At 73.9% G+C, this 13,721-nt stretch carries 13 protein-coding genes; 10 read left to right on the top strand and 3 right to left on the bottom strand.

The window, feature by feature from the left end; all coding sequences use genetic code 11:
• Nucleotides 1-11: 11 nt before the first annotated feature.
• Nucleotides 12-1,358 carry a cation:proton antiporter gene (locus N8I86_RS13510; RefSeq protein ID WP_073894147.1) on the bottom strand — a complete coding sequence of 449 codons (1,347 nt, stop codon included), beginning with the start codon at nt 1,356-1,358 and terminating at the stop codon, nt 12-14.
• A 292-nt stretch (nt 1,359-1,650) separates the two neighbouring features.
• Here N8I86_RS13510 and N8I86_RS13505 point away from each other — a divergent pair, with 292 nt between their 5' ends.
• The 10 genes from N8I86_RS13505 (at nt 1,651) to N8I86_RS13460 (ending at nt 11,521) form a co-directional block, all read left to right on the top strand.
• Nucleotides 1,651-2,697, top strand: coding sequence for a hypothetical protein (locus N8I86_RS13505; RefSeq protein ID WP_263277859.1), 1,047 nt, complete (start codon nt 1,651-1,653; stop codon nt 2,695-2,697).
• Nucleotides 2,694-3,797, top strand: coding sequence for a caspase family protein (locus tag N8I86_RS13500; protein ID WP_263277858.1), 1,104 nt, complete (start codon nt 2,694-2,696; stop codon nt 3,795-3,797). The genes N8I86_RS13505 and N8I86_RS13500 overlap by 4 nt, the downstream gene beginning before the upstream one ends.
• Nucleotides 3,798-3,883: 86 nt before the next feature.
• The gene (locus N8I86_RS13495; protein ID WP_073893699.1) at nt 3,884-4,066 is read left to right on the top strand and encodes a hypothetical protein; all 183 of its coding nucleotides are present in this window, start codon (nt 3,884-3,886) and stop codon (nt 4,064-4,066) included.
• 22 nt (nt 4,067-4,088) lie between these two features.
• Nucleotides 4,089-5,825 (top strand): HEXXH motif domain-containing protein, encoded by a 1,737-nt coding sequence (locus N8I86_RS13490; protein ID WP_263277857.1) that lies wholly within the window; start codon nt 4,089-4,091, stop codon nt 5,823-5,825.
• Nucleotides 5,826-6,358: 533 nt separating this feature from the next.
• Nucleotides 6,359-7,531, top strand: a complete 1,173-nt coding sequence (locus N8I86_RS13485) for an ATP-binding protein (RefSeq protein ID WP_263277856.1) — start codon at nt 6,359-6,361, stop codon at nt 7,529-7,531.
• Between the two features lie 160 nt (nt 7,532-7,691).
• Nucleotides 7,692-8,114 (top strand): roadblock/LC7 domain-containing protein, encoded by a 423-nt coding sequence (locus N8I86_RS13480; protein ID WP_073893693.1) that lies wholly within the window; start codon nt 7,692-7,694, stop codon nt 8,112-8,114.
• Entirely contained in the window at nt 8,111-8,464 is a 354-nt protein-coding gene (locus N8I86_RS13475) for a DUF742 domain-containing protein (RefSeq protein ID WP_107423690.1), read from the top strand. The genes N8I86_RS13480 and N8I86_RS13475 overlap by 4 nt, the downstream gene beginning before the upstream one ends.
• Entirely contained in the window at nt 8,442-9,068 is a 627-nt protein-coding gene (locus N8I86_RS13470) for a GTP-binding protein (RefSeq protein ID WP_073893691.1), read from the top strand. The genes N8I86_RS13475 and N8I86_RS13470 overlap by 23 nt, the downstream gene beginning before the upstream one ends.
• Nucleotides 9,065-10,282: a cytochrome P450 gene (locus N8I86_RS13465; protein WP_073893689.1), complete on the top strand. Its 1,218-nt coding sequence runs from the start codon at nt 9,065-9,067 to the stop codon at nt 10,280-10,282. The genes N8I86_RS13470 and N8I86_RS13465 overlap by 4 nt, the downstream gene beginning before the upstream one ends.
• 12 nt (nt 10,283-10,294) lie before the next feature.
• Complete coding sequence (locus N8I86_RS13460) at nt 10,295-11,521, top strand: cytochrome P450 family protein (RefSeq protein ID WP_123437984.1); 1,227 nt, start codon at nt 10,295-10,297, stop codon at nt 11,519-11,521.
• A gap of 291 nt (nt 11,522-11,812) precedes the next feature.
• On the opposite strand, the gene N8I86_RS13455 is transcribed toward N8I86_RS13460, so the two are convergent.
• Both N8I86_RS13455 and N8I86_RS13450 read right to left on the bottom strand, forming a co-directional pair.
• Complete coding sequence (locus tag N8I86_RS13455) at nt 11,813-12,490, bottom strand: ANTAR domain-containing protein (RefSeq protein WP_263277855.1); 678 nt, start codon at nt 12,488-12,490, stop codon at nt 11,813-11,815.
• 136 nt (nt 12,491-12,626) lie between these two features.
• Nucleotides 12,627-13,664 (bottom strand): rod shape-determining protein, encoded by a 1,038-nt coding sequence (locus N8I86_RS13450; RefSeq protein WP_073893683.1) that lies wholly within the window; start codon nt 13,662-13,664, stop codon nt 12,627-12,629.
• Nucleotides 13,665-13,721 lie beyond the last annotated feature (57 nt).

Below are 13,721 nucleotides of genomic sequence, written 5' to 3'. Positions count from 1 at the left end.
GGTGCGGAGCCTCACGTCCGCGGGGCGGGTTCGGCGTCCGCGGCGGGGGACTGACCCGGCTCCGGTCCGGGCCAGGTGTCCGGTGCCGTCCCGTCCCCGCCGGTGACCGCACCGGTGTGTCCGGGCAGCGGCGGGCCGTCCGGGCGGTACAGCAGCGTCAGCAGCGGACCGGTGGCCGCGGTGGTGAGCAGCGCCATCACGACCAGCAGGGCGTACAGGCGCGAGCCGATCACCCCGGCCTCCAGCCCGACGTTGAGCACGATGAGTTCGGTCAGCCCGCGGGTGTTGAGCAGGACACCGATCACCACCGAGTCGCGCCACGGCATCCGGGCCGCGCGGGCCGAGAGGGCGCCCGCGGCCACCTTGCCCACGACCGCCGTGACACATATCAACCCCAGGAGCAGCAGGTCGGAGCTGCGCAGCCCGCTCAGCCGGACGGCCATCCCGGAGATCGCGAAGAACACCGGCAGCAGCAGTCCGCCGGTCTCCTGCAGAGGGCGCAGCAGCCGGCTGTCCGGCACACCGTCGGGCTGGCGGGGCATGATGAGCCCGGCCAGCAGCGCGCCGAAGATGACGTGCAGCCCGAGCGCGTTGGTGGCCCAGGCCGAACCGAGGGCCACGGCGACCGCGACGGGCACCTGGTTGGTCATCAGGGCGCCCGGCCTGCGCATCCACCACACCAGCAGGGGCCGTACGGCGAAGAGCATCACCAGCAGGTACCCGGCGAGCAGGGCCACCCGGACGGTCCAGGGCGGCGTCGCGGCGTCCGTGCCGCCCACCAGCACCACGGCGAGCACCGGCCAGCTCAGCGCGTCGATGACGCCCGCCGCGGCCATGGCGATGACAGCCGGCCGGGTGCCGGCCACTCCCTGGTCCCTGATGATGCTGGCGAGGACGGGCACCGCCGTGATGGACAGCGCGACCGCCATGTAGAGGATGAAGGTGGCGTCGACCGGATGGCCGCCGTTGGCGGAGCCGAATCCTCCGGGAAAGAGCAGAACGGCTCCGGCGCCCATCAGCATGGGAATGGCGAATCCGCCCAGCGAGACCGCGGTCACCGCGTTCTGGCCGCGCAGCATACGCAGGTCCAGCTCATATCCGACGGCGAAGAGAAAGAGGACCAGCGCGACTTGTGACAGGGAGGTCAGAATGGGCTGGATCTGCTTCGGGAAGAGCGTTTCGTAAACGCCGCCCGGGGCGAGGCCCAGCAGGCTGGGGCCGAGGGCGATGCCCGCGAACAACTGGCCGACGACCGGGGGCTGACCGAGCCTGCGGGCCACCGCGCCCATGGTGTACGAAGCCGTGATCACCACCGCGAGAGCGGCTACCACATGGGTGACGATGGCGTCCGTGCTCACCGGCATCCCCCTTCCGGCAAGTGCCGCCGCAGTGGCGGAGTCTGTACGGAGTGTAGCCGGTTTCGGGCAAACAGCCTATTGTTGCCTGCACTTGGTATATGCCGTCACGAGCGGGGGGTCGGCAGTGACGACGGTGTTATTCGTACACGGCACCGGCGTGCGCGAGCCGGGTTTCAGCGAAACCCTGGAACGCGTACAGCAAGGTTTCCGGTCGCTACGCCCGGAAATCCGGATAAATTCCTGCTATTGGGGGGGAAGCGCAGGATCGGTACTCCATTCGAACGGTATCTCCGTGCCGGGGTACGCGACCGGGCGTGACCTTCCCGGCGCGCGCGCCGTCGACGAGCGGGACGGCGACCTGGACGCGGACGTCGAGTTCTGGGGACTGCTCTATCTGGACCCGCTGCTCGAACTGCGACTGCTCGCCTCGGAGTCCGCGGCCCCGGCCGAGCTGGCGCCGGGAGCCCGGCCACCGGGAGAGGACATCTCCGCGGCGGCCCTGACGCTCACCTCGGACGCCCGGCTGCGCGGACTGCTCGAAGAGGCCGGGACCGGCGACGACTTCGCCGCCGCCGTGGCCGCCGTGCTCACCGCACCGGACTGCCGGCGCTTCCTGCGCGATCCCGCCGCTCAGGACCCGGCGGCCGTGCTGGCGCGGGCGTTCCTCGCGGAGGCGGTACGGCGGCGGACCGGGCAGGAAGGTCCGGCGCCCGCCCTCGACGGCACCGCCCGGGACGAGGCGGTCGTCCGGATCACCGAACTGCTCCCCGGGGCGGCCGGGCCGGGAACGCACCGCGGCCCGGTGACCCGGAAGGTCAAGCGGACGGCCGGCCGGCTGGCGCTCGGACTCGCCTCGGCCCAGGCGGTGAAACGGCGTTCGGCGCTCACCGACGCCGCCCACCCGGCCGCGGGCGACGTGCTGCTCTACCTCTCCCGGGGCGCCGCGATCCGCGAGGCGATCGCGGAGGCGGTGCGTACGGCCGAGCCGCCCGTCGTCCTCCTCGCGCACAGTCTCGGCGGCATCGCCTCGCTCGACCTGCTCGTGCTGCGCGCCCTGCCCGAGGTCGCGCTGCTGGTCACCGTCGGCTCGCAGGCGCCGTTCCTCTACGAGCTGGGCGCCCTGCCCAGCCTGGAGCACGGCAGCCCGCTGCCCGCCCACGTGCCGCGCTGGCTGAACGTGTACGACCGGCGGGACCTGCTCAGCTACCTCGGGGCGGGCGTGTTCCCCGGCCGGGTCGACGACATCGCCGTGGACAGCCGGCAGCCCTTCCCGCTCTCGCACAGCGCCTACTGGAGCAACCCCGAGCTCTACCGGGTCCTCGCGGGGGAGCTGCCGTGACCGCCGCCGCGCGCCCGGACCGTACGTACGCCGTCGTGGCCGGGGTGGAACGGTACGCCGCCGGGCCGTCCTGGGACCTGCCCGGGCCCGCCGCCGACGCCCGCCGCTTCACCGCGTGGCTGCGCGGACGCGGGGTCCCCGCCGCCCACATCCACCTGCTGCTGGAGGAGCTGCCCCGAGCCGGTGGGCCGGACGTCGACGTCCCCGCGGGGGCCGCCGTACGGGAGGCGGTGCAGGAGGTGCTGACCCGGCGGCTGCCCCGGCTGGAGGGCGATCTGCTGTGGGTGTTCTGGGGCGGGCACGGCGTCACCGACCCCCAGGGGCACCGCCGGCTCTTCTACGCCGACGCCGGCAGCGACGACAAGCGGAACCTGGACCTCGACGCGTGGCTGACCGCCTTCACCACCGATCTGCTGCCCGGTTTCGCACGGCAGATCTGGCTGGTGGACTCCTGCCAGACCTTCGTCGAGGACCTCGGCCCCGCCCGCGCACTGCCCACCGAACTCCCCCCGGGCGGCGACCGGTTGCCGGGCCGGGAGCAGTTCGTGCTGCTGGCCTCCGCCCCCGGGCAGCGGGCGGCCAACGACCCCGCGGGGCGGACCGGGGTGTTCTCCCGTGCCGCACTGGCCGCCCTGACCGCCGCGGGCGGCGAGAGCTGGCCGCCGGACATGGGCAAGGTCGCGGACGGGGTGATCGGGCAGTTCACCGGCGGGGCACAGCGGCCCACCTCGCTCTGGTACCGGTCCTGGACCAGCGACGTACGCCGGCTGGTCTTCCCCGACGCGCGGCGCCGGGAGGAACCGGTGCCGGACGCGGCGCTGAGCGAACTGGTCAACCTGCTCGCCGGGTGGCCCGGCATGACCGACCGGGACCAGCGCCAGCTCGTCCTCGGCATGCTGCCCGCCGACCTGTCCTCCGCCATCCCCCGGCTGGGGGCCCCGCGCCCCGACATCATCAGCATCGTCCGCACCTGCCGGCGCCACCCGGGCGGACTGGCCGCCCTGGTGGAGGCGGTCGCCCTGCTCGAACCGGGTTCGCTGGAGCAGCGGGAGCTGACGGACTGGGCGGCGCGCTGGCTGGCGCCGGAACAGGGCGCCTGACCGGCTGATCACGGTCTTCCCGAACACTTCCGCCATGCGTCATCATGAAGTCATCGGGATGCAGGGCGTTCACAGGGGGATGTCGCATGGATACGTCCGCGGAGTTCATGGGATCCGAACTGGCCGACCTCAGCGACGTCCCACTCTCCGCCCTCAGGTCGCAGAGCGCGGACGTCTACGCGCGCTCACTGAGCAGGCTGCTCTGTCAGGTCGAGCGGCCGCGGGTCAACTTCTCCGGTGGCGAGGGGCAACCCGGACGGGCTGACTGAGGGCCCGCCGGGGAGGAGACCTGTGCAGACCGACGGACGTTCCGGACGCCCCCGTGCCGCGCACCATCTCATCCCCTCGGCGTACTTCGAGGACCTGGCCGCGGGCCGGGGCGGTCCGGGGACGATCCGTTTCCTGCGGCGGACCGAGTACAGCAGGCGCCTTCTGCTGCTGCGCGCCCTGCTCGACACCATGGCCGCCACCCCGGGCGCGCTCGGTCCCCTCCCTCCCGTCGACAGCGCCTGGGACACCCTGACCGCGGCCCAGGAGGCCGCTCCGGAGGAGTTCCGCGAGCTGCTGCTGCACCCGCAGATCGGCATCTGGCTGGGCCACAGCATCCGGCGGCTGACCCACACGGCCTGGGGGGACGGGCCGTTGTGGACCGACCTCGGCCACCTGTACGCGGTGTGCTCCGTCGCGGCCCTGCGCGCGGGGCTGGCGTTGCGCACCACCGTGCCGGTGCGGGACGGCACCGCGATGTTCCCCACCCTCGGGCTGGCCCGCTTATCGGGCCGCCCGCACTGGGGGACCGCGGAAGTCGTCGTCGCCGAGGGCCGGTTGCGGGTCGACGCGTACGGCGAGAGCGTGGGGCCGCCCGAGCCGCCCGGGACCTCGGGCGGCGACGCACCCGGCTGGCAGGGACTGCGCACCCTGCGGGCGGACGCGGCCGGGCGGCCGGTGGCCGTCCTGCTCGACGACATCGACCCCTACCGGGACCTCAGCGAGCCGTTGCCGGCGCGCCGCCTCGGCAAGGACCGGATCACGCGCTGGCAGGAGCTGTTCGGCGGCGCACTGGGCCTGCTGGCGCGTGTCGACCCGGACACGGCCGCGGCGGTCGCCGAGGGACTGCGCACCGTCACCGACGTGGAACCGGCGCCCGGCGGGGTGGTCCTCAGCGCCTCCTCCGGCGACGCCTTCGGCGGCGTGCTGACCTCCCTGCCCCCCGATCCGGTCACCCTGGCGGTCACCCTGGTCCACGAGTTCCAGCACACCAAACTGGGCGCGCTGCTGCATCTGCTGACGCTGGAGCAGGACAGCGGTGCCGAGCGGCACTACGCCCCCTGGCGGGACGATCCCCGGCCCCTCGGCGGACTGCTCCAGGGCGCGTACGCCTTCCTCGGCATCACCGACTTCTGGTGCCGGTACCTGGACGAGGCACCGCGCGCCGAACGCCCGCTCGCCGAGTTCGAGTTCGCCCTGCGCAGGCGGCAGACGGAGGAGGCCGTCCGGGTGCTGGCCGCCGATCCGGGACTGACCGGGCACGGGCGCCGGTTCCTGCGGGGCATGACCGCGCGGCTGTCCTCCTGGTGGGGGGACGACCGGATCCGGCCCGATGTCGCGGCCCTCGCCGAGTTCGTCGCGAGGGACCACCGCACCGGCTGGCGGATACGGCATCTGAGCCCCGCCCCGGAGGACGTGCGCGCCCTCGCCCGGGCCTTCGCCGCGGGCCTCCCGGCCGGCTTCCGCCTCGCCCGCTCCTCCGTGGTGCCGGATCTCGCCGCGCCCTGGTCGCACGCCCGCACGTGGCTGGTCCGGTGCCGCCTCGGTGCGCCGCCCGGCGACGGGCGTCCCGCGGCGTCCGTCGCCGACCGCGCCCTCGTCTCGGGGGACCCGCCGCCGCGGACGCCTACGCCCGCCTGCTGGCCGACGATCCGGAATCCGCCGACGCCTGGACCGGCCTCGTCCTCGCCGCCGACCCCGACGGCACGCTCCTCGGCCGTCCCGAGCTGCCGCGTGCCGTCCACCGTGAACTCCGCGTGACCGGCACGCCGGCCGACCCGCGCCGGGTCACCCTCTGGCTCGCCTCCCGCCCGGGCTGACCGGTTGCCCGCCGGCCGGCCCGCGCCGCGCGGGCACCCCCGTGGACAGCGCGTCGCGGCCCGGTTCCGGGTGGTCTGTCAGGGTCTGTGGTCACGGGCCGTCATCGATCTTTCACAGGTTCGGGGCCGGGAAGCGTCGAACACTCCTGTGGTTTGCCGATAAGCTCGGCGGGACCGGAAGCGGCCACGGGGGCGTCGCGGACGTGACGCAGGACGACAGGACGCGTACCCGGAGGACACTGTGCCCGCCGTACCCCCTGCCTTAGCCGGCAGGCCGCCCCAATCCGGCCTTCTCCAGGCCGTCGTGGTCACTCCGCAGCCCGTCGGGCCCTCCGGGCCCCCGGTGCCTTCCCGCGCGCCCGGTCCGCGTTCACCGCTTCCGTCCTGTCATGGCCGCGTCATGCGGGTGTCGTCCGCGTCGCGGTGCCGTCCCGCCTCCGACCCGCTCGCGACTCGGACTTTGGAGAGGACTCGATGACCGATCTCATACTGGCCGTCGGTGCCGTGGCCGTCCTGGCGGCCGCGGGGACCGCCTGGCGCTTCCACCGCGCGTACCGGCGCGAGCAGCGCAGGGCCGAGGAATTCCGGGGCAGGTCGGAACAACTGGGCCACCAGTTGCGTGCCGTGGACCTCGCCCTGGAGCAACTCGCCGCCCACATACCGGTCCTGGGAGCGGCCAACGCGCCGGGCGAGCACCACGCCGGTGACCTCGCCCTGCCCCCGCCCCCCGCCCACACCGTCCTCGCCGACCGGCTCCGCGACGTCACCGGCCAGGTGGCCGCCACCGTCACCCAGGTCCGGGAGACGGCGCAGGCGACGGCCGAACAGCACGTCGGCATGATCCGGACCGCGGCGGACCAGGAGATCGCCAGGGCCCGCCGGGAGTCGCGGGAGGCCACCCGCGCGGCCGTCCGCAGCTTCGCGTCCGGCGTGGTGGCGCGGGCCTCCCGGCTGAGCCGGGAGATCAGCCAGGGCGTGCGCTCCCACCAGGACGACGAGGCCTACGCGACCCTGGTGCACATCGACCACATCGCCCAGCAGATGCTGCTCACCGCGCAGGGCTACGCCGTACTGGCCGGCGACAAGCTCTCCCGCCGCTGGCCCCGCACCTCCCTGACCGACGTGATCCGCGCGGCGATGGGCCGGATCGAGGGCTACCAGCGGGTCGAGCACCACGAACTCGACACCGTCGCGGTGCACAGCCGGGCCGTCGAGGCCGTCGTCCACACCCTGGCGCTGCTGCTGGACAACGCCCTGCGGTACTCGCCGCCGGCCGCCCGGGTGCACGTCGCGGTCGAGCAGGGCCACCACGCCTGCTTCCTGACCGTGGACGACGCCGGCCTGCGCATGGACGACGAGCGGCTGCTGTGGGCCAGCGACATCATGTCCGGCAAGGACCGCGACGACATCACCCAGCTCGGCGCCCACCCGCAGACCGGTCTGCGGGTCGCCTCGCTGCTCGCCGAGAACTACGGCTTCCGGGTCGAGCTGACCGCGCCGAACATCTACCAGGGCACACGGGCCGTACTGGTCCTGCCGAACAAGCTCCTGGCCTTCCCCGCGGCGACGGCGCCCGAACCGGCGGCCGTCCCGGCCCCGCGCCCGGCCGTACCCCGGAGCCCGCCGCGACCACCGCCGGCGGGCTGACCGTCCGCCGGCGGCCCGCCAAGGCGCGCGCCGCGTCCCCGGCACCGGCCGAGGCGCCCGTCGTGCCGGGCCGGCCGAGCGTCGCCGCCGCCTGGGCGGCGGGCACCCGCCAAGGACGGCGGTCCCAGGAAAACACCGGAACCACCGAAGGACACTGACCATGCGCGACACGCACAGCAACAGCCTGGGGTGGCTGCTCGACCAGGAACTCGGCTGCGTCGAAGGCGTCGAGTACGCGGTGCTGATGAGCGGCGACGGCCTGCTGCAGGCCCGCACGCAGACGATCGGCCAGGAGGACGCCGAGAAACTCGCCGCCGTGACCGCGTCCCTGCGCGCCGCCGGCAAGGCCTGGGACGAGCACGTCGGCGGCAAGGGCATGTGCCAGCTGCTCATCGAGTCGCAGGGCCGCATCGGGCTGACGACCGCGGCCGCGAAGAACAGCATGCTCTCGGTGGTCACGACCGGCCCCGAGGCCGACGTCGGCCTGATCAGTCACCACATGGTGCGCCTGGCGACCCGGCTCGGCCACGAGCTGGAGGTCGGGGACCGCCGTCCCGCCGCGGACGGCGGCACGGCGACGTGACGGGTCCGCGGCACGACCCGGACCTGATCAGGCCCTACGTCCGCACCGGCGGACGCAACCGTCCCAGCCGGGACGTGCGCCTGGAGACGGTGGTCATCGCCGCGTCCGGACCCACCGGGACACTGGCGCCGGACGCCCGCCGGGTGATGCGCCTGTTCGCCGGCGGCCGGGGCGGCCTGGCCGTGGCGGACATCGCCGCCGCGCTCGAACTGCCGCCCTCCACCGTCCGCATCATCGTCTCCGCACTCATGGACAGCGGCCATCTGTCCAGTCCGGTCCCCGTCCAGGAGGGCCGCCCCGGACTCGACCTGCTCCAGGAGGTGCTCCGTGGACTCCGCGAACTGGTCTGACCAGCCCGCACCCCACTACCTGGCCCCCGCCGTGACCCGCTCCGCGAAGATCGTCGTCGCCGGGGCGTTCGGGGTCGGCAAGACCACCTTCGTCGGCAGCGTCTCCGAGGTGACACCGCTGCGCATGGAGGAGCCGATCACCGAGGCGAGCGTCGGCGTCGACGACCTGCGCGGCACCCCGCACAAGACGACCACGACGGTCGCCATGGACTTCGGCCGCATCCACCTGCTCGGCGACCGCCTCGTGCTCTACCTGTTCGGCACCCCCGGCCAGGCCCGCTTCCGGCCCCTGTGGGAAGGGCTGACCGAAGGCGCGCTGGGCGCCCTGGTCCTGGCCGACACCCGCGACCTCGACGGCTGCCACGAGGTGCTGGGGCTGCTGGAGGAACAGCACACGCCGTACGCCGTCGTCATCAACGTCTTCCCGGACGCGCCCCGCTACCCCCTGGACGAGATCCGGCAGGCGCTCGCGCTGGACCCCGACACGCCGCTGACCGAGTGCGACGCACGGGACCGCCGGTCCTGCGTGTACGCGCTCATCACCCTGATCGAGTTCCTGACCACCCGGCACCCCTCTGCCTCACTCGTGGAGCCCCGTTCATGACGACCCCCGATCCCGGCACCGCCGTCCCCCCGACGCGGATCGCGCTCCACGAAGCCGAGTTCGCCGACGACCCGCACGCCGCCTACGCACGCATGCGCCGCGCCCACGGCCCCCTGGTCCCGGTGGACCTCGCCCCCGGCGTCCCCGCGACCCTCGTCATCGGCTTCGAGCAGGCCCGGCGCATCCTCAACGACCCGCTGCACTTCCCCGCCGACCCGCGGATCTGGCAGGAGGCCGTACCCGAGAGCTGCCCGGTCCGGCCGATGATGGAATGGCGGCCCAACGCCCTGCGCTCGGCCGGCGCCGAACACGCCCGCTACCGGGCGGCGAACACCGCGAGTCTGCACGCCGTCGACCAGCACGAACTCCGGGCCCTGGTGGAGAAGGTGGCCTCCACCGCCATCGGCGACTTCCTCCCCCTCGGCCACGCCGACCTGCTCACCCAGTACTCGTACCCCATCGCCTTCCGCGTCCTGAGCGCGCTGCTGGGCTGCCCGGACGAGATCGGGCTGCGCATCGCCGACGGCATGGCCAAGATCTTCGAGTCGGAGGCCGAGACGGCCGCGCACGGCAACGAGATCCTCGGCCGGGCGGTGGCCGACCTCGTCACCCTGCGGCGGCGGCAGCCCGGCGACGACGTCACCTCCCGGCTGATCGCCCACTCCGCGCGGCTGGACGACGTAGAGATGTCCCACCAGCTCGTCACCCTGTACGGCGCCGGCATCGAACCGCTCACCAACCTGATCAGCAACACCGTGCTGAAGATCCTCACCGACGAGCAGTTCTCCGCCGGACTGCACGCCGGCCAGCCCGTCCGGGACGCCCTCGACACCGTCCTGTACACCGACCCGCCGCTGGCCAACTACTGCATCACCTACCCGCCGTACCCGATCGACGTCGAGGGCGTGCTGCTCCCCGCCCACCAGCCCGTCGTCATCTCCCTGGCGGCCTGCAACAACGATCCGGCCGTCACGGCCGGCGTCACCGCCGCCGGCCTCAGCGGCAACCGCGCCCACCTGTCGTGGAGCATCGGCCCGCACACCTGCCCGGCCCGCACCCACGCCTACCTCATCGCCGAGACCGCCGTCACCTGCCTCCTGGACGCGCTCCCCGAGATCGACCTCGCCTGCCCGCAGTCCGAACTGTCCTGGCGGCCCGGTCCGTTCCACCGCGCCCTGGAAGCCCTGCCCGTCCGCTTCCCCGCAGTCGCCTGAAGGAGACCGGCCATGTCCCAGCCCACCCCCCTCGTCCTCGATCCGGCCGGCGCCGACCGGCACCAGGAGCACCGGACCCTGCGCGCCGAGGGTCCGGCCGCACGCGTGGACATCCTCGGTGTCCAGGCCTGGGCCGTCACCGACCCCGTCCTGCTCAAACAACTGCTCACCAGTCCCTCGGTGTCCAAGGACGGACGGGCGCACTGGCCCGGCTTCCAGCAGACCGTCGCCGACTGGCCGCTCGCGCTGTGGATCGCGGTGCGGAACATGTTCACCGCCTACGGCGCCGACCACCGCCGGCTGCGGCGCATGGTGGCCCCCGCCTTCAGCGCCCGGCGCATCGCCGAACTGCGCCCGGCCGTCGAGGCGATGGTCACCGAGCTCGTCGACGGCCTCGCCGCCGTGCCCGCCGGACAGGTCGTCGACCTGCGCGAGCGCCTGGCCTACCCGCTGCCCATCGCCGTGATCGGCCACCTGATGGGCGTACCCGAGGACCGGCGGGCCGACTTCCGGCAGTTCGTGGACGGCGTCTTCGACACCACCCTCACCCCGGAGCAGTCCCAGGCCAACGCCGTCCGCCTGTACGGCATCCTGGACGAGCTGATCGCCACGAAGTCCGCCGCACCCGGCGACGACATGACCTCCCTGCTCATCGCCGCCCGCGACGAGGAGTCGGACGGCACGGGGTTCACCGGCGAGGAACTCCGCGACACCCTGCTGCTGATGATCAGCGCCGGGTACGAGACCACCGTCAACGTCATCGACCAGGCGATCGTCGCCATGCTGACCGCGCCCGACCAGCTCGACCTCGTGCGCGCCGGGAAGGCCGGCTGGGACGACGTCGTGGAGGAGACCCTGCGGCACGAGCCCGCCGTCAAACACCTGCCGCTGCGCTACGCCGTCACCGACATCGAGCTGCCCGACGGGCGGACCATCGCCCGGGGCGAGGCCATCCTCGCCTCCTACGCCGCCGCCAACCGCCACCCCGACTGGCACGGAGAGGGCGCCGACACCTTCGACGTCACACGCGGCCTCAAGGAGCACCTGGCGTTCGGCCACGGTGTGCACTTCTGCCTCGGCGCGCCGCTGGCCCGCCTGGAGGTCGCGGAGGCCCTCCGGCAGCTCTTCGGCCGCTTCCCGGACCTGTCCCTCGCGGTCCCGGCCGGCGAACTGCGGCCGGTGGCCTCCCTCATCAGCAACGGCCACCAGGAACTCCCGGTCCTGCTGACCCCCGCCTAGACCCGGCCCGCGACCGGCGGGGCCCCCGGCCGGCACCCGCCCGCCAACCGTTCGGATCGATCCACTACTTGTGCCCGTTCATGCTTGAACGGGCCATGTCCTGGGCACGGACCTCCTACCGGCGTCCACCGCCGGGCCGTCACCGGCAGAAGGAGGGCGTCATGGACCGTCGGATCCGAGTACGTGTCAGCCGGCGCCCGGCCGCACCGCGCGGTCAGGAGATCGACCGCAGGACTCCCTCCGGGCGCATCCTGCCGTACTGATCATCCAGGGGCGGCGATTGACGGACCGTCACCGGGCGTGGCGGGCCGCCGCCTCGCCCAGCGCGGCGCGCAACGGACCGGGCGGTGCGGGCCCGTCGCGGGTCGCGCTCTCCGTGACCGCCGCCGCCACCTGCCGCAGCTTGGTGTTGGTCCGCTGGGACGCCTCGCGCAGGATCTCCCACGCCTGGTCCGGGGTGCAGGCGTGGGCCGCCATGAGGACGCCGCGGGCCTGGTCGATCACCGGGCGCGAGTCGAGCGCGTGCCGCAGCTGCTCGATCTCCAGGCGCAGCAGCTCCAGCTGCTCGGCGCGCTCCCGGGCCACCGCGGAGGCGGTGCGGGCGCCGGAAGCGGCGGGCGGCGCGGTCCGCAGCGGGTCCGTGGCGTCCAGTCCCGCCAACTCCAGGACCCGGCGCGGCTGTCCGTGCCAGCCGGTGGCGGACACCCGTACACCGTGCCGGCGGGCGTAGTCGCCCAGCAGGGTCAGGAACGTCAGACCGGTCGTGTCCATGAACGACACCCCGGAGACGTCCAGCTCGATCCGGGTCACGCCCGCCGGGAGAGCGGCGAGGGTCCCGGCCAGGGTGTCAGTGCAGCCGAGGACCAGCTCGCCCCGCGCGGACAGCAGGGCCCGCGGCCCTTCCGTCCGGCCGCCCAGGGCCAGTGTGTCCGGGCGTCCGGCGTGCGGTGCCCGTGCCGGTGAGGTCATGTCGCCGCCCTGTTCCGTCCTCCGGATGTCACGCCGGTCGCGTGCCCGGGGCACCTCCGGCTACACCCGGCGCGTCGTGGATCACACGCTCCGTGGCGGCGGGCGGCCGGGACGGAAGGGGGCCAAGCCCGGTGGATCAGGCGGCCAGCGGGTTCAGCAGCAGCGGCTCGATCCGGCCCTCCAGCATGGCGCCGAGGCCCTCGGCCGCGCACAGCTCCGGCCGCTCGGCGATGTGCACCGGCATCCCGGTGGCCTGCCGCAGCATCTGGTCGAAACCGGGCAGCAGCGCGGAACCGCCGACCATCATGATCCCGCGGTCGGCGAGGTCGGCGACCAGATCGGGCGGGCAGTCCCGGAGCACCCGGCCGATGCCGTCCAGGACGGACGTCAGCGGGGTCTGGATCGCCTCCCGTACGGCGGCGGTGTTCACCCGCACGCTGCGCGGCAGGCCGGTCACCACGTCCCGGCCGTGGATCTCCGCCGACGCCGGGCCGTGCGGGGTCAGCCCGTTGCCCCGCAGGGCCACCTGGAGCGGCCGTACCGACTGGCTCGGCAGCACCAGCGCGTGCTCGTGCCGCAGGTGCTGCACGATCGCGTGGTCGACGGCCTCACCGCCCACCGGGAGCCGGACGGCGGTGACGATGGACCCGAGCGAGAGCACCGCCACCTGGGTGGCCGCCGCACCGCAGACCATGATCATGGTGGCCTCGGGGCGCTCCACGGGCAGCCCGCAGCCGACGGCGGCGGCGATCAGCGTGTCCACCAGCTCGACCCGGCGGGCGCCCAGGCCGACCAGGGTCTCGATCGTCGCGCGGGTGGCCAGCGGATCGGCGTCGTGCGGGGTGCAGGCCGCCGCGCGCAGCCGGAGGTTGCGGCGCAGGGCCCGGCGGGTCTTGTCGCCGATCAGCTGCCGCAGCATCCGCTGGGCCATCTCGATGTCGACCACGGTGCCGCCCGAGACGGGCCGTACGACCCTGATGTAGCTCGGTGTCCGGCCCGTCATCTGCTCCGCGAACTCGCCCACCGCGATCAGTCCGCCGGTACGGGTGTTCACGGCCGCGACCGAGGGCTGGTCGACGACGAGGCCGGCGCCCTTCACGAAGACCCGGGTGCGGGCCGCGCCCAGGTCGACGGCGAAGTGACAGCGGCGCAACTGCTCCAGGCTGACGGTCACGACAGATCCTTCCGTGCGCGGGCCTGCGGTCCCCGCCGGGCCGGCGGGCTCACTGGA

It is taken from the genome of Streptomyces albidicamelliae, from assembly GCF_025642175.1.
GTDB lineage: Bacteria > Actinomycetota > Actinomycetes > Streptomycetales > Streptomycetaceae > Streptomyces > Streptomyces albidocamelliae.
This window is presented reverse-complemented; position numbering and strand designations above follow the sequence as displayed.